This is a genomic window from Irregularibacter muris (genome assembly GCF_024622505.1).
Classification (GTDB): Bacteria; Bacillota; Clostridia; order Eubacteriales; family Garciellaceae; genus Irregularibacter; species Irregularibacter muris.
Genome location: NZ_JANKAS010000005.1, coordinates 156,025 through 172,925 on the forward strand (window position 1 = coordinate 156,025; position 16,901 = coordinate 172,925).

Annotated in this window: 17 protein-coding genes, 2 pseudogenes and 1 riboswitch; of the genes and pseudogenes, 3 read left to right on the forward strand and 16 right to left on the reverse strand. The window is 34.1% G+C overall.

The features are described from left to right. Positions 1-77: 77 nt before the first annotated feature. From NSA47_RS07710 to guaB, 8 genes and pseudogenes are all read right to left on the reverse strand, one after another. On the reverse strand, positions 78-533 hold the full coding sequence (locus tag NSA47_RS07710; RefSeq protein WP_257530630.1) for a CBS domain-containing protein: 456 nt from the start codon (positions 531-533) through the stop codon (positions 78-80). Positions 534-955: 422 nt separating this feature from the next. Then, positions 956-1,618 (reverse strand): ABC transporter ATP-binding protein, encoded by a 663-nt coding sequence (locus tag NSA47_RS07715; protein WP_257530633.1) that lies wholly within the window; start codon positions 1,616-1,618, stop codon positions 956-958. Beyond that, positions 1,615-2,835, reverse strand: coding sequence for an ABC transporter permease (locus tag NSA47_RS07720; RefSeq protein WP_257530635.1), 1,221 nt, complete (start codon positions 2,833-2,835; stop codon positions 1,615-1,617). Before NSA47_RS07720 ends, NSA47_RS07715 begins: the two co-directional genes overlap by 4 nt. A 531-nt stretch (positions 2,836-3,366) precedes the next feature. Next, positions 3,367-3,594, reverse strand: coding sequence for a helix-turn-helix domain-containing protein (locus NSA47_RS07725; protein WP_257530721.1), 228 nt, complete (start codon positions 3,592-3,594; stop codon positions 3,367-3,369). Between the two features lie 10 nt (positions 3,595-3,604). Next, a complete protein-coding gene (locus NSA47_RS07730; RefSeq protein WP_257530637.1) occupies positions 3,605-4,081 on the reverse strand; it encodes a DUF2975 domain-containing protein in 477 nt (158 codons plus the stop codon). 115 nt (positions 4,082-4,196) lie between these two features. Further along, a complete protein-coding gene (locus NSA47_RS07735) occupies positions 4,197-4,436 on the reverse strand; it encodes a hypothetical protein (RefSeq protein ID WP_257530639.1) in 240 nt (79 codons plus the stop codon). 255 nt (positions 4,437-4,691) lie between these two features. Continuing rightward, positions 4,692-5,633, reverse strand: a pseudogene (gene guaA, locus NSA47_RS07740) (glutamine-hydrolyzing GMP synthase); the annotation flags it as partial. Positions 5,634-5,775: 142 nt separating this feature from the next. Beyond that, positions 5,776-7,224 carry an IMP dehydrogenase gene (gene guaB, locus NSA47_RS07745; protein WP_257530641.1) on the reverse strand — a complete coding sequence of 483 codons (1,449 nt, stop codon included), beginning with the start codon at positions 7,222-7,224 and terminating at the stop codon, positions 5,776-5,778. Between the two features lie 207 nt (positions 7,225-7,431). Continuing rightward, positions 7,432-7,533: riboswitch (purine riboswitch) on the reverse strand. Between the two features lie 185 nt (positions 7,534-7,718). On the opposite strand from guaB, the gene NSA47_RS07750 reads away from it, so the two are divergent. Then, the gene (locus NSA47_RS07750; protein ID WP_257530643.1) at positions 7,719-8,165 is read left to right on the forward strand and encodes a hypothetical protein; all 447 of its coding nucleotides are present in this window, start codon (positions 7,719-7,721) and stop codon (positions 8,163-8,165) included. A gap of 77 nt (positions 8,166-8,242) precedes the next feature. Here the strand turns inward: NSA47_RS07750 and NSA47_RS07755 are convergent, their stop codons facing one another. From NSA47_RS07755 to NSA47_RS07790, 8 genes and pseudogenes are all read right to left on the reverse strand, one after another. Then, positions 8,243-8,404, reverse strand: coding sequence for a hypothetical protein (locus NSA47_RS07755; protein WP_257530645.1), 162 nt, complete (start codon positions 8,402-8,404; stop codon positions 8,243-8,245). Between the two features lie 207 nt (positions 8,405-8,611). After that, positions 8,612-9,739, reverse strand: coding sequence for an IS200/IS605 family element RNA-guided endonuclease TnpB (tnpB, locus tag NSA47_RS07760; protein WP_257530647.1), 1,128 nt, complete (start codon positions 9,737-9,739; stop codon positions 8,612-8,614). Positions 9,740-9,759: 20 nt separating this feature from the next. Beyond that, positions 9,760-10,009 (reverse strand): annotated as a pseudogene (locus NSA47_RS07765) (transposase). A gap of 299 nt (positions 10,010-10,308) precedes the next feature. Beyond that, positions 10,309-11,943: a chaperonin GroEL gene (gene groL, locus NSA47_RS07770; RefSeq protein WP_257530649.1), complete on the reverse strand. Its 1,635-nt coding sequence runs from the start codon at positions 11,941-11,943 to the stop codon at positions 10,309-10,311. A 54-nt stretch (positions 11,944-11,997) separates the two neighbouring features. Further along, positions 11,998-12,285 carry a co-chaperone GroES gene (gene groES, locus NSA47_RS07775; RefSeq protein ID WP_257530651.1) on the reverse strand — a complete coding sequence of 96 codons (288 nt, stop codon included), beginning with the start codon at positions 12,283-12,285 and terminating at the stop codon, positions 11,998-12,000. A gap of 370 nt (positions 12,286-12,655) precedes the next feature. After that, the gene (locus tag NSA47_RS07780) at positions 12,656-13,345 is read right to left on the reverse strand and encodes a DUF554 domain-containing protein (protein ID WP_257530653.1); all 690 of its coding nucleotides are present in this window, start codon (positions 13,343-13,345) and stop codon (positions 12,656-12,658) included. 200 nt (positions 13,346-13,545) lie between these two features. Beyond that, on the reverse strand, positions 13,546-14,421 hold the full coding sequence (locus NSA47_RS07785) for a DNA-3-methyladenine glycosylase family protein (RefSeq protein ID WP_257530655.1): 876 nt from the start codon (positions 14,419-14,421) through the stop codon (positions 13,546-13,548). A 42-nt stretch (positions 14,422-14,463) separates the two neighbouring features. Next, positions 14,464-15,267 carry an Asp23/Gls24 family envelope stress response protein gene (locus NSA47_RS07790; protein ID WP_257530657.1) on the reverse strand — a complete coding sequence of 268 codons (804 nt, stop codon included), beginning with the start codon at positions 15,265-15,267 and terminating at the stop codon, positions 14,464-14,466. Positions 15,268-15,453: 186 nt separating this feature from the next. On the opposite strand from NSA47_RS07790, the gene NSA47_RS07795 reads away from it, so the two are divergent. Continuing rightward, the gene (locus NSA47_RS07795) at positions 15,454-16,017 is read left to right on the forward strand and encodes a thymidine kinase (protein ID WP_257530659.1); all 564 of its coding nucleotides are present in this window, start codon (positions 15,454-15,456) and stop codon (positions 16,015-16,017) included. 300 nt (positions 16,018-16,317) lie between these two features. Next, positions 16,318-16,842 carry an FMN-binding protein gene (locus NSA47_RS07800; protein ID WP_257530661.1) on the forward strand — a complete coding sequence of 175 codons (525 nt, stop codon included), beginning with the start codon at positions 16,318-16,320 and terminating at the stop codon, positions 16,840-16,842. Positions 16,843-16,901: the final 59 nt, after the last annotated feature.

The window sequence follows — 16,901 nt, forward strand, 5'->3', positions numbered from 1 at the left end:
AAAGTGAAATTATTTTCGCTATAAGAATCTTTCATTTGTAAAATTTGAATTTTTATCTAATTCTCCTCTTGAAAGCCCTATTTGGTATGGAATAAATGATTCATAATATCCCTTCTCGAAACAATTCCCACCAGATTCCCTTTTTCATCTATAACAGGAAGCCTTTTTATTTTTTCATGAACTAATATTGTTGCTGCATCTTCTATTTTTTTATCTGGATTTATCGTAATGACTTTTTCTGTCATCACATCCTTTGCCAGTTGACCCATAGTTTTCTTTATCTCATTCATTAAATCTTTAGGGCTGTCTAGGTAAATAATGCCTCCAAGTATTTGCAAGTATGTGGGCGCTTTTAGTTTTGCCGCCCTTTTTATTAGATCTCCCTCGGTAATGATTCCTGTAACTTTACCTTGTTCATCTAAAACAGGTAATCCACTTAATCGATGTGTACTAAGTAGCTTTGCACATTTTTCAACTGTATCACTCTCTTTTACTGTTATAACATCCTTAATCATAATATCTTTAATATACATCAGCGTCACTCCTTTTAAGTTTGTATATTTATTTGCTTCTCTTTAAAAATTTTGTATGAATAACCATATGATCAAGGTGATTATGATCCTCACATTTTATGTGATGATTTTTCTTATTTTTCATCCAATCCTATATCTAAATAATACCCCTAAAATAAGATTTAATCTCATTTTTATATTTTTTCTATTTTAATATATATATATATCCTCCTAATATATGTTTTAGTCGCGAGCTTCTAGCATCACTACTAGAGTTTCCTGCTTCTTGGACCGACCTTACTGCATCGCATTCTCCAAATGATTCCTAGCACTATGAAAAACTTGTATAATTGTATAAAAGGTTACGTTTCCTACGAGAAACACCAAGAATGGTAAGGAATATGCCAAGTATGAATGACATGATCATTGTATAGAATCCCATTTTATTCATTCCTTTCGAGAGTAATTATTCGTTCATGACGATTGGCTAAATCTAAATCATGAGTCACTGTAATAACAGTAGTATTAAACTCTTTATTCATATCAAAAAGTAGATTGATCATTTTTTCTTTATTTGCTAAGTCTAAAGACGCAGTTGGTTCATCTGATAAAATTATTTGGGGATTCATAATTACAGCCCTAGCAAAAACAGCTCTAGATCGTTGGCCACCAGAACACTCAAGCGGTTTTTTTTTCAAAATGGGCTCAATTCCAATTTTATTAATAATTCGTTTAAAGTGATCTTGGACAGTTAGGTCTTTTTCAATGTTAGCATACATAAGGGGCAATTTAATATTATCCTCTATGGTCAAAGAATTAATTAGTGCGGACTCCTGAAGAACAAAACCAATTTTTTGATTACGCCACTCAGCTAGTTTATTTCGTGATAAATCCTTAACAGATGAATCAAAAAGCTTATAGCTCCCTTGATATTGTACATCAAGTAGACCAATAATATTAAGCAAAGAAGTTTTTCCAACTCCAGACTCCCCTATAATAGACAGTCTTTCCCCAGGTTCAACTTCCAACTCAAAATCATTTAAAATAGAAAAACCTTTCTTCTTGAATGTTTTTTTCTGAATTTCTAGTTTAATTATACGATTCATTTTAACACCCCCACGGAGATCGGAATATTTTTAACTTTTCTTATCGTAAGTTCAACAATCGTAAATCCAATAATAAAATCTATAAAAAGAACAATAAGTAAAGCCAACCAATCCATACTTATTAAGCCAAATATTCCGTAAGTAGCAAAAATTGAGTCTTTTCTTAACCAAAAGCCGTATCTATTGAAAGCGGTTATCACAAATAATATGACTAAATTAATAGAAAACAATATTCCAAAATAACTATAAAAAATTGCTCTTAGTTTTGAATAACTTAATCCAACTAATAAATTGATTGTAAAATCTTTTATCATTAATCGAATACTTATCAAAGTATTCCAGGTAGCTAGACAAACAATGATTATGAGTAAAATAAAGGTGATAGTACAGATGATTATTAATGGATTAACATAATAATCTTCAAAGTAATTAAAGTTTTCTTGTTGATTAAAAAAGTTAAATTCTAAACCTAGATTTTCTTGGATATGTTCATTTAAATTCATTGCTTTCTCTTTTGTCGAATCAAGAAGTACAATATCCATCAAACCATTAACCTGTAGGTCCAAATCTGCACTTTGAATAAATTCTTCATTAACAGGTAGAAAAATCGAAAAATTGAAATAATTCTTTGAATTGGGAGCATAAAAATTAGAACGATGAGTATTCTCCTTCAAGACTCCTTGAACTTTTAAATTGACTAATTGTTGGGTGACAGGATCTGTAATCTCAATATTTGACCCTACAGGATATGTTGTGGCTAGACCTGCACCTACTAAAACAGGTATTTTTTCTTTATTAAATTTATAATTGAAGTTTAATTGGTTTCCTTGAGATAATCTAAATTGATTTATCTTATAAGCCTCTTCGTTGATATAATTGAAAGAAACTTCCATCTTATATTTATTATATAATGAAGTGACAAAACCATCGGCTTGCAGAGCATAAGTATAATTGTTGTTTAAATATTCATATACTTTTTGTGTATCATCTATTTCAATTTTATCAAAATCAGCTTCACTATTCGGGTCTAGATTAGCAACAAAAGTTCCTTCTTGATTCAGAGTTTCTATTTCTTGATAACCTTGAAAAGTTGAAATAATTGAACGAGCAACCGAAAAAGAAAGATAATTAGCTAAAAAAAGTAATATTATCATACCCAAAACAAGTATCCATCTTTTCAAAAATATTCTAGTTATAAAAAAACGTAAAATTCTCATTCTTTTTTCACCTGACCTGCACTAATTAATATATATATAATAAAAATAAAAACTAAATAGAGATTGCTGGTTACATTCAGCTCTAAATAGAAGTTTAATGAGAGTGATAGTAAAAAGCTAAACATTAATATACCTAGACTATTCAAGATATATCGGATTATAATATTTACCATTGTATCTCCTACAAGTATTCGGCAGAATATTTCTGTTTTCCTACGGTTTAAAAATTGATAGTGAAATACTATTATAATAAATGTAAGAAAAATATTTATTATAACTTGATAATCTGTAATACTTTTTAAAAAAGACTTTAAAATAAAAGAACCTTCTAAATTCAAAGTTTGTACATAAATAAATATTAAGTTTGAAGCAAAACAGATTAGATAGATAGCAAACGCCTCAAAAACGTCGATAAATCTAAATAAAGAATATTTCATAAACTACTCCTTAAAGTTGGCATGGAGTAAGCTAAATTATCTATTCGTAAGATACGTTTTGAAATATCCATATCTCTCCCCCTAAAAATTAAATCTATTCTTTGGTATTTGAAGACGATTCACTCTGGTATTCAAGAATATCACCAGGTTGACACTCCAAAGCTTTACAAATAGCTTCTAAAGTTGATAATCGAATCGCCTTCGCCTTTCCATTTTTCAAAACAGAAAGGTTAGCCATTGTTATTCCAACTCTTTCAGATAATTCTGTTACACTCATTTTTCTTTTCGCTAGCATCACATCGATATTGATTATAATCGCCACTGTTTCCATCTCAGACCGTTAAATCGTTTTCTGATTTTATATCTAAAGCATTTTTTAATAATTTCTCAAGAACCGCAGTGAAAACTGCAATAATAACAGAAGTAAAAATAATTGTTAATGCGATAATTGCTATTCCTGGATGTAAAGCATTTTGTGACAAAAGACATACTGCTCCTACCACATACAAGATACTGATTGAAATCGCACAGTATTTTATAGATTTTAAAGCTTTTACAGACAATTCCGAGAAAGTATTGTTGTTTTCAATATAATTTAAAATTTCTAAAGCCTGATATAACGCAATAAAAAACGGGATCGCTGTTACATACAAACCGATTAAAACGGGATATTGCCAATCAGCAAACTCTGGATACATTTCTGCGGTATAATTTGCTAACCAAGGCAACAAAAATATACACAAAGCAAGTACCGTAATTCCAATAAGAAAAACAGTTACCTTTAAAAAGAGTGTTGTTCCTCGTTTCATAAAAAGTACCTCACTTATTTATAATAAATTTAATTTTAATACTTATTTTATCGTTTGTCAATAAAAAATTACCTATTCACATTATATTATTATTGTTTATTATCTAAAACCTTTTTTAAAGAATATTTAGGTGAAAAGGAAAGAAACGGTTAATTTCGAGCATTATAGCCCGCTGTTCTAGCTCAAGTAAATCAATAATTTTTATTAATTCAGGAATTGCTTGTTCTATTGTGTATACATTATCTTCCATCAAACCATAGGTGACTTTAACTAATTTTCCCTCTATCTCCGAAAAGCACAATTTCCGATTCAATTCATTTCTTAATAAATATTCTTTCTTGCTATTTTTATCCACACTAACCCTCCTTTTACTAAATCTAATTCCTTACTTGTACATATCTGTCCGAGAAAAATGCCTAACAATCCTCCTATTTTTCCTACTGAAAATGTTCCCTACCAAAATTCAATGAAAAAACAAAAAACCCTACCAAAATTTTTTCTTGGTAGGGTTTTTGATAGGGAACTATATTATTTTTAATACATTTTCTTCATTTTAGCTTAGGACAAATACCGTTAAATAGGCATTCCCACTTCAAATCAAGTTAGCACCTTACTCCCACTCTATAGTAGCAGGTGGTTTATCCGTAATATCATAGACTACTCTATTGACTTGTTTCATTTCATCAGTAATTCTTGTAGAGATCTTTCCTAATAAATCTAGAGGGATGGGGTACCATTTTGCTTCCATAGCGTCCTTTGTGGTGATTGCTCTTAAGCCTATAGTATGGCAATAGGTTCTCTTTCCATCTACAACCCCTACAGATTTGATATTAGGAAGAATAGCAAAATATTGCCAAATTTCTTTATCTAAACCTGCTTTTTTGATTTCATCTCTATAGATATAGTCTGCATCTCGAAGAATATCTAGTTTTTCCTTAGTGAGTTCTCCTAATACCCTGACGCCTAGACCAGGTCCTGGAAATGGTTGTCTGTTTACAACTTCCTCGGCGATTCCTAATTCTCTCCCTACTTCTCTTACCCCATCTTTATAAAGGGTTTTTAAAGGCTCAATAAGGGTGAAATCTAGATCCTCAGGTAATCCCCCAACATTGTGATGACTCTTTACAAGATGATCTTTTTCAGTACCACTTTCTACAATATCAGGATAGATGGTTCCTTGAACTAAAAATTCAATACCCTCTAATTTTTTTGCCTCTTCTTCAAAAACCCGAATAAATTCATCTCCGATGATTTTTCTTTTTTCTTCAGGGTCTATGACACCGGCTAGTCTGTCCAGAAATCTCTTTTCTGCATCTACTTTAATAAAGTTCATATGAAATTGATCTTTAAAAACCTGTTCTACTTCCTTGGCTTCATTTTTTCGTAACAGCCCATGATCTACAAAAATACAAGTAAGTTGATCTCCAATAGCTTTATGCACTAATACTGCTGCTACTGAAGAATCCACTCCACCACTTAGGGCACAGATTACCTTTCTATTGCCTACTTGTTCTTTTATTTCCTTTATTTGCTCGTCAATAAAGTTCTTCATGATATCACTCTTCCTTTTGGTTTATACATCTGGAATCTGGAGAATGAATTCTCCTCTACTATAGGTGGACGACCAAAGGTCATCCATACCACTATGATTTAGGTTTTCCCTACCCCATTTCCCTTATCCACTATCTCTATTTTTACAGACTATAGTTTGGAGGTTCTTTGGTCATGGACACATCATGGGGATGGCTTTCCTTTAGTCCTGCCGCTGTTATTTTGATAAAACGACCATTTTCTCTCAAATCTTCAATGGTAGGTGTACCACAATAACCCATACCTGCCCTTAGCCCTCCAATAAGTTGGAAAATGGTATCGGCTAGAGGTCCTTTGTAAGGTACCTTCCCTTCTACTCCCTCGGGTACTAATTTCCTTTGGCCTTCTTGGAAATATCTATCAGAACTGCCAGCTTCCATGGCCGCCATGGAACCCATACCTCGATATACTTTATAGCTTCGTCCTTGATAAATGATGGTTTCCCCTGGACTTTCTTCTGTACCAGCCAGTAGACTTCCCACCATTACAGTGCTCGCTCCTGCTGCAATGGCTTTGGGAATATCTCCAGAATATTTAATACCCCCATCTGCAATAATCGGAACATCATATTGATTGGCGACTTTAGCACAATCATAAACCGCAGTGATTTGAGGCACTCCAATTCCTGCAACTACTCTAGTCGTACATATAGAACCAGGTCCAATGCCTACCTTTACCGCATCTGCTCCTGCTTCAATAAGATCTTTTGTAGCCTCCCCAGTAGCCACATTGCCTGCAATCACTTGGAGTTCTGGGTATTTGCCCTTAATTGTTTTTACCATATCTACGACTCCCTTAGAGTGTCCATGGGCAGTGTCTATTACAATAACATCCACTTGGGCCTTCACTAAGGCTTCTATTCTTTCCTGAGTATTTTTCCCGATTCCTACAGCTGCTCCTACCAATAGTCTTCCTCTAGAGTCCTTTGCAGAATTAGGATATTGAATGGCTTTTTCTATATCCTTAATGGTAATTAACCCCTTTAGGTTATTCTCTTGGTCTACAATAGGAAGTTTTTCTATTTTATGCTTTTTCAAAATAGCTTCAGCCTTGGGTAGATCTGTACCCTCTGGAGCAGTAACTAGGTTATCTTTCGTCATAGCTTCTTCTATTTTTTTACTCATATCCGTTTCAAAACGCAAATCCCTATTTGTAATAATTCCTACCAATTTTCCTCGTTCAGTAATAGGAACACCAGAAATACGATATCTTTCCATTAACTCTAGGGCATCTCCTACTAGGTGGTAAGGAGATAAATAAAAGGGATCCACAATAACACCATTTTCAGAACGCTTTACCTTGTCCACTTCTAAAACCTGCTCCTCTATGGACATATTCTTATGAATAATTCCAATCCCACCTTCTCTAGCTATGGCTATAGCTAGTCTCCCTTCTGTAACGGTATCCATTCCCGCACTTAAGATAGGCATATTTAATCGTATCTTTTTTGTTAAGCGTGTAGCAAGGCTTACCTGATTGGGTAATATCTCAGATTTAGCTGGAATTAATAATACGTCATCAAATGTAATGCCTTCTTTTACTATTTTATCCATTGTGTGCACTTCCTTTCCAAAATATATGTGATCATGAGAAAGCAGCATGGCCGCTATGATTTGATAAAAAATTCTTTGTGTCTAAGTATAACCTTTCCTTCCTCTTTACAACAAAAAAACAGATAAGTGGTTTCTGAGTGAAACTTACTCATCTGTTTATTTTCAATAAGAGGATTGAAAAATATACAGGATATATGAAATATTTCCTGTGGAGTAATTTTCACCCATAGTCAAACAATTTATGGTTGTTTGGTAGAGACTCTCAAGCCTTATTCTTGAGGATATATGAGGAAAGTTCTATATTTTTCAAATAGTATAGTTGATTTTTATTCCTTTGTCAATGAATATATGGTTTTCGCAATATTCTGTATCCCTTTTTCTTACTTTAATGCCTTAGGCTGATTGAATTCAAGTTTATCTATATTGTGAATCTCTTTTTAACTTTTTTCATAATTATTCCCTTTGGAGGTAATAATAAGAACATTCATCCACCTATGGTGGAGTCATTTTACCCTGAAAGGAGAAAGGCTATGCCTACTTTAGTGAGTATCTTTACCTCTCAACAGGATGCACAAAACTGTGCAAAACAAATAAAACAAGAGCGATTATCTTCTCATGTAGATATTATCTCCCCTAACCAATGGGATGATAAAATGTCTCCTAATGATTGTACAGGAAACAATATCGACTGTGAAGACACCAATGTTGTCATGATGAATATTTATGATGCGGAACCTGGCAATATGTCCATGACATTGATGAGCCAAGGTGTACCTCAACCTCAGGTCCTTATGTATCAAAACGCGATTCAACATGGGAATGTGCTCTGTGTGGTAAAGGATATTAAAAATACCCACCAAGATCCTATCCTAAATATCGCCAAACAGTATGGTGCTCTATCCAATGAAATCTACCCCTATAGTTATCCTACCCAAAGCTAAAGACCATGCTTGCATGGTCTTTAGCTTTGGGTAATAAAGTGAGTTTTATACAAAAATGGCAAAATGCCCTTAAGAAATTAGTTTTTCCCTAGGACTGTAAATATTATTTTTTCTTTTCTAATTTCTTCATATGTATCTTTATCTATGATTCCATCTTGTAACCATTTTTCAGTATGTGCTAAGAACGTTTCTATCAAATCCTTCAGTGCACTTAATTCCTTAGTTTGATTACCGTCCAAGTAATTTCCCTCCCCTTTATTATCGTGAAAAAGTTTTTAATCATCTATTGGATAGTGTATATGAAAAACCTTTGTGAACCTCTCACGACTAAAGTCGCGAGCTTCTAGCATCACTACTAGAGTTTCCTGCTTCTTGGACCGACCTTACTGCATCGCATTCTCCACAGGCGTTAATTCGGATAGTTCCTACCCTAGATTTATCATTTGTTATGCTGATGCTAATATTCTAAGTCCTTCTTGTAGTATATTCCTGCTAGCATTTATATCTCTATCGTGATGGCTTCCGCAATTCGTGCAAACCCATTCTCTAACCAAAAGATCCTTGGTTTCTATGTTCTTATATCCACAATCTGAACATAATTGACTTGATGGAAAGAATTTATCAATTTTGATATAATCTCTACCATACCAGTTTGCTTTATATTCTAGCTGTCTAGTAAATTCAGACCAAGATACATCGGATATTGCCTTTGCTAATTTGCGATTCTTAATCATTCCACTCACATTTAAATCTTCACTAACTACAATTTGGTTTTCATTAATAATCTGTGAAGATCGTTTATGTAAAAAATCTTTTCGGATGTCTGATATCTTTTCGTGAAGCCTTGCTACCTTGACTCTCATCTTGCTTCTATTCTTACTTCCCTTTTGCTTCTTGGATAATTGCCTTTGTAGTTTAGTTAGTTTCCTTTCATATTTATATAGGTTTCTAGGATTAGAAATCTTGTTTCCATTGCTATCTATTAGAAAATCTCTAATACCTAAATCAACTCCTATGTTCTTATGGGTCTTAGGCAATTCTTTTATCCGGGTATCCACAAGAATACTCACAAAATGTCTCCCACTTGGACTTTGAGATACTGTTACAGACTTGATTTTTCCATCAAATTCCCTATGGACTTTAGCTTCTACCCATTTTAGCTTTGGTAGTTTAATTTTGTTTTCTGCAAAGTTTACTTCTATATTCTTGTTTGTAAAGTTGGTTGTATAGCTAAATTGATTGCTATGCTTACTCTTGAATTTAGGAAATCCGGTTTTATCTCTTCCCTGTTTAATTCTTCTAAAGAAATTTTGATAAGCAGTATCTAAATGATAAACAGCATTGGTTAGGGCGAACTTATCTACTTCCTTGAGCCAGATAAATTCTTTCTTTAGCTCTCTATTTAAATGGTTATTACAATCTATTTTCGACAGAGTTTCTTTCTTCTCTTCGTACAATTTTATCTTTTTATCTAAATAGTAGTTATACACAAACCTAGTACATCCAAAAGTTTTTGCTAATTGCTTTCTTTGCTGGTCCTTTGGATATATTCTATATTTATAGCTCTTTAGCACCAAGGTTCGCCCCACCTTTCCTATTTAGTTTTTTGATCTCTTATATACTCTCTTATTTGTTTTTCTGTGTTCTCTGATACAGTAGCTACAAAATAGCTAGGATTCCATTTCTAGTATTGTGAATTGATTGTCTTTGGCTATCTGCTTTATTATTTCTTTAAGATTAGACTCTATCTTTCCTTGCAATATCTCATGCCTATACTTTGTACACCAGACGATATGATACTGGATAGTATAAATATATCCTCTTCCATAAGTAACCTTTCCCATATGTCACCGACCTTTAGAAACATCATAACATATGGATTTATACCATTCTATACTGCATATGCTTTTTTAGCTCAATTTTTATCAACATATGTCTCCACTAACTCACGACTGAAGTCTCGAGAATGCGTGGCGACAGTTTCAAAATTCCTTACAAGGCAAAATGCTATGCTCTTAACCCAAATTGTATAAACCCCCTCCTATATAATTGGTTATCCACCGCCATAGTATATACCCACTTTTCTAATTTTCTAACAAAAAAACCTTTAGGAAAACATTCCTAAAGGTTTTTGCTGATTTTATTACATCATTGGCATTCCGCCGCCCATGCCCCCTGGCATGCCACCCATTGCTGGCTCTTCTTCTGGAAGATCAGCTACTACAGATTCTGTAGTTAACATCATTGCTGCAATACTGCTTGCATTTTGGATAGCAGAACGAGTTACTTTAGTTGGGTCTACAATACCTGCTTCAATCATATCTACATATTTTTCATTGTAGGCATCAAAACCAACTCCTGGTTTTTCCCCTCTTACTTTTTCTACAATAATAGATCCTTCTAATCCAGCATTGATCGCGATTTGTCTAACAGGCTCTTCAATAGCTCTTCTGATGATATTGGCACCAGTTTTTTCGTCACCTTCTAAGGTTTCTACTAAAGCTTCTACGGCTGGTACAGCACTAATATAAGCAGTACCACCCCCGGCTACAATACCTTCTTCTACAGCTGCTCTTGTAGCTGCTAGAGCATCTTCGATTCTATATTTCTTTTCTTTTAGTTCAGTTTCTGTAGCTGCACCTACTTTTACTACTGCTACTCCACCGGCTAATTTTGCCAATCTTTCTTGAAGTTTTTCTTTGTCAAATTCAGATTGAGTGTCTTCAATTTGAGCTTTTAATTGATGTACTCTATCCTTGATAGTTTGTTGATCTCCCGCACCTTCAACAATAATGGTATTTTCCTTGTCTACTTTGATTTGTCTTGCTCGCCCTAATTGGTCTAATTCAACAGTTTTAAGATCCAATCCTAGGTCCTCAGTGATTACTGTACCACCAGTTAAGATAGCGATATCTTCTAGCATTTCTTTTCTTCTATCTCCAAAGCCTGGAGCTTTTACTGCTACGCAGTTAAAGGTTCCTCTTAATTTATTTAAAACTAAAGTAGCTAAAGCTTCGCCTTCAACATCTTCAGCCACTAATAATAGTTTTCCACCTTGTTGTACGATTTGCTCAAGTACAGGTAGGATTTCTTGAATGTTGGAGATTTTTTTATCTGTAATTAAAATATATGGATCATCTAAAACCGCTTCCATTTTTTCTGTATCAGTTACCATATATGGAGAAAGATATCCACGATCAAATTGCATTCCCTCTACTACTTCTAGCTCAACGCCCATGGTTCTTCCTTCTTCAACAGTGATTACACCATCATTCCCTACTTTTTCCATTGCATCAGAAATCAATTGACCTATGTTTTCATCAGCTGCTGAATTCGCCGCAACTTGTCTTACTGCTTCTTTACTTTCAATAGACTTACTGGACTTTTTAATTTCCTCTATTACCGTTTCCACTGCCTTTTCAATTCCTCTTTTTAATACCATTGGGTTTGCGCCAGCAGCTACGTTTTTAAGTCCTTCACGAACAATGGCTTGAGCAAGTAGAGTAGCTGTTGTGGTACCGTCTCCGGCAATATCATTCGTCTTAGTAGCTACCTCTTTTACTAATTGGGCACCCATGTTTTCATAGGCATCTTCTAATTCAATATCTCTAGCGATAGTCACTCCATCATTTGTAATAACAGGAGAACCAAACTTTTTATCTAAAACAACATTTCTTCCCTTTGGTCCTAAGGTAACTTTTACTGTATCTGCTAATTTATTTACTCCAGATTCCAAGGCTCTTCTGGCCTCTTCACCAAATTTAATTTCCTTTGCCATATTAATAACCTCCTCAAATTTTCTTTTTAGAGCATATTTATGTAAAGCTCTCTATTATTTTTCAACAATAGCCAAAATATCATTTTGTTTTAAAATGAGATACTCTTCTTCTCCTACTTTTACTTCTGTACCTGCATATTTGGAGAAAATAACATTATCTCCTTCTTTTACTTCTAAAGGAAGCTTTTTACCATCAACAATTTCTCCACTACCTACAGCTACAATAGTCCCTTCTTGAGGCTTTTCTTTTGCTGTTCCTGGAAGAACAATACCACTTTTGGTCATTTCCTCTTCTTCTCTTACCTTAATTACTACTCTGTCTCCTAATGGTCTAATATCCATGTTTTACCCTCCTTAATAATGATTTTATATAAGTTTTGTTTTTTTCATATTATTAGCACTCAATTAAGGTGAGTGCTAATATATTTATATCATATAAAAAGCAAATTTAGATATCAACTATTATACTTCTATTTTTACGGGGTATTTCATCCATATTTTGAGATTAATTGAAAATATCACTATATTTCTAATAATTCCTCCTAATTACTACCTTTTTTATTCTGTTCATTTTTTCTCCCTCTTCATTATTACCCAACATAAGGAAAAATATTCGCTTTTTTTGGTATATCTTACCACTTCTTTTTATGGCTCTTTCTCTATAAGGTTAAGACATCTCCCCCCTTTTTTTCTTGCAGGAAAACCTTACACCTTAGCTAAAGGGATGAATCATGTAGAGAATAATAGGTAAAAAAACCGCTGGGAGTAAATTTCCCAATCTGATCTTTACGATGTCCAACATATTGATGCCAATGCCAAATATTAAGACACCCCCGATGGCAGACATCTCCCGTATAACGGGATCGGATAGAAGGGGTTTTATCACCGAAGCCAATAGGGTTATTGACCCTTGATAAAGAAAAACAGAAATTCCGGATAATATCACTCCTATACCTAAAGTAGAACTAAATATAATTGCTGACACTCCATCGATTATAGATTTTGCATATAAGGTAGTATGATCATTTTGCAGTCCACTTTGAATAGGTCCCATAATGGCCATGGCCCCTATGCAGAAAATTAGAGAGGTAGTGACAAAAGCCTGGGCAACATTACCTCCTTTATTCTTTAATAGTTTCTGGAATTGATGTCCAAAATCCTCTAATCTTTTTTCAATACCGATAAATTCTCCTAGAATCCCTCCTAATACGACACATCCAAAGACTATAATCGGATTGGTAGATTTGATTCCTTCGCTTAATCCCAGGACCATTATACCCAAAGCTAATCCCTGCATGATGGTTTTGTTCATTCTCTCGGGAATACCCTTTCGGAGTATAAATCCAATAAGTGTCCCCCCGATAATCGCTGCTGTATTGACTATTGTTCCTAGTAATTGCATTTTGTCTTCTCCCCTTTTGTCTATAATACTATCTTTATTCTCCTTAGATCCATCAAGAAAGTGGCTATCGCCGCTTTAGTGAAATAAGAAAATTTGATCTCTTGCTAAAAAGACCAGCTTTCCTATATCAAAATAGAAATTTGTTTTGTGAAAGGGCTTAATGGACAAATTGAAATTCAGTTAATTCAAGGAAAGAATAGCTATCCTCTCTGTCGCCCTATTTTATCCCTTGCATAGTAAAACAAATATTGTTGGGCAAAGCCTGCCCATTCTCCCCATTTTTCCCTAGCCAGTTGTTGAATTTCTCCCATGGTAGCTGATTCTTCAAAGTAAAAAAACTCCATTACCCTCTTCACCCACACATCTGTGGGGAAAGCTCCATATTTACCCATGGAAAATAAGAGTATACAATCAGCAATTTTGGGTCCGATACCATAAAAAGTCAAAAGCTCTTTTCTAGCCTCAGGTTGGGAAAGATTTTTTAGTTTATAAAGATCAAAGCCCTCCTTTCCTACTTTTTCTATAGCCCTATGGATATACTTTGCCCTATAGCCACATTTGGTCTGGGCTATTTCATCCACCGAAAGATGCAGAAGGTCCTGGGCTCTGGGAAAGGAATAGTAGATTTTGCCCTTATATTCTATGGGTTGTCCATAATTTTCGCATAGACGATTAATAATAATTTTTATATGGGGTATATTTTTATTGGCGGATATAATAAAGGAAACCAAGGTCTCCCATTCATCCTGGTTGAGTAGCCTAATGCCTCGGCCGTGGGGAATGGCCTTTTTTAAGGTCTTGTCCTTTGCTAGTTCTCTTTGAATGGCTCCATAATCTCTTCTTAAATCAAAATAATCTATCCATAAATGGTTAAATTCTTCTAGATTGATATTATAAATATGTAGGTCCTTGTCTCGCAATGCTACTTCCAATACGCGATCATGGGCTACTCCGATATAGCTATCTTCCTCTGTCTTATCCCACCGAAAACATTGTCCACATTCAAAGGTGTGGATGGGGTGAAAATACTTAATATTTTTTATGATGACCCCTTCATCAAATTCCTTTATATGCATTATTCTGCTCCTTATTAATCTTGATTTCTATATTTATCTAAACTACTTCCTTACATATATGTTTACTTCTAATATATTTTGTCCCGTCATATAATCTAATTTTTTTGTAATTTTCCTTTGTAGCTCCTCTACAACCTCAGGTATAATCACTCCATAATGAAGCGTAATGTCTGCTTGAATAATCATCCCATTGCTCTGGCTGTGAATATAGATTCTCCCTATTTTTTTGATGGCTTCATTCTCTAGGGCAATATATTGCACTACTGAACTAATCACAGTGTCTGCAATAGTGTAGTTTCCTAGATAGCTAAAGGTGGGACGTACCACTGTTTTTTCCTCTACTTCTTCCCGCTTATTTCCAGAATTTTTCCTAAAAATTTTTAAGGGATCTAAAAAATAGCCTGAAAAATGTTTTTTCACCTCAAAGGCAGGTACGGGAATAACATGTTTTCCCTCTCTTTTTCTAATATCCCTCGCCTTTTCCATCTCCCATTTTTGGGATATTTCCTCAATAAAAATAAATTTTCCGATGGGAGGTAATTCTAATTTCTCTTGAATCTTTTTTACCATGCCCTGAGATGTTCCTAAGATCAGGATGGATGTTGGACGATATTGAGCTATTGCTTTCTGGGCATCTTTTATATGATCTTCTTCAGAGAAAAGGGCTCTCTTAATTGCCCCAATCTTTGTTCTTTCTTTTTTTGCTGAGGAACCCGCTACCACCTTTGTTCCTAAGATCAATAGTCCATCATCTATAATCATATCTATATCGTGTTCTTTTAATACCCTCATAGCTTTATAGCTTTTTCCTGTTCCACTGGATCCTACCAATGCATAAACTTTCATAATTGCCTCCACTTTTTTATTCTATTTTACCACAATACTATGGATTATCATCATTGGAATTGCTTCTCTCTCTTTACAAATATAGAAAAATTTTTCCCTTGGCAAACAAGACAAACTTTCCCATTTCATGATATAATTTTATAGGTTTATGTCGTTCTTAACTGATTATATACAGGAGGCTTAAAAATGGCTCAACTTTATTTTCGCTATTCTACTATGAATGCAGGAAAATCTATTGAGATATTAAAGATAGCTCATAATTATGAAGAGCAGGGAAAAAGCGTTATCCTCTTTACCTCTTCTCTAGACAATCGTTTTGGCGAAGGATATATTGCTTCCCGTATAGGTCTGAAACGTAAGGCCTATACCTTTGGAAAGGGTACCAGCCTTAGAAAAACCATAGAAGCCAATCCACCCCACTGCGTCCTAGTGGATGAAGGACAATTTTTGACTAAGGATCAAGTGCTTGAGCTAACGCAAATTGTAGATTATATGGATATTCCTGTCATTGTTTATGGTCTAAAAAATGATTTTCAAAACCATCTATTTGAAGGTAGTGAAACCTTACTGCTTTATGCAGACAAAATAGAAGAAATTAAAACCATTTGTTGGTTTTGCAATAAAAAGGCCACTATGGTTCTTCGGGTACTGGATGGAAAGCCCCTTTATACTGGGGAACAAATCCAAATAGGAGGAAATGATCATTACATCCCAGTATGTAGAAAATGCTATGGAAATCCCCAATTATAAGGTGAATAATCCTTGGCTTATAGGTAAGTATTCCTTCCTTTTTCCTTTACAGGCTACTTTGAATCTTAACAAATCATTATCAATTTAATATTGCTTATAAAAGGTATGCAAAATCCCGGTTTATTTTTCAAATAAACCGGGATTTTCTCATAGAACAATAATAAATCGTTGATTTTTTTAATCCAACTAAACATATATATTTTCTTATATATTTTTTCAAAAAACCTATTGATTTTATTATATATTGTATATATAATAACAATTGAGCCAAACAAAATAATACCTTTGAGGGGGAAAATCATGAAAAAAGCTTTAATGTTATTAGCAGTATTGGCATTAGTATTTTCATTTGTAGTAGGATGCTCTTCTAAGCCTGCTGATACAGAAGAACCAGCAAATAATGAAGAACAACAACCAGCAGAAGAAACTGCAAAAGTAGACGTTTCTTCATTAGAAGATGGTACATACCATGCTGAAGAAGCTGATTTTGGCGATTCCGGTTGGAAATATGTAGTAGATGTAGAAGTTAAAGATGGAAAAATCGTTGACGCTACATGGAATGGTCTTTTCAAAGATGGTGGAGATGACAAAATCACTCAATCCAAATCTGGTGAATATGGTATGGTAGAAAATGGCGGAGCTAGTGCTGAGTGGCATGAACAAGCTGAATTAGTTGAAAAATATTTAGTTGAAATTCAAGACCCAACAGCTGTCGAATATACTAGCGAAGAAGGCCATGCTGATGCAATTACTGGTGCATCCATTCATGTCAAAGAATTCTTTGACTTAGCAACAAAAGCTTTATCTTCTGATCCAGTAAAATAATTTAATTGTAAATCATCAGGAACCTAGAATATAGGTTCCTTTTTTAATGGAAGTAAGAA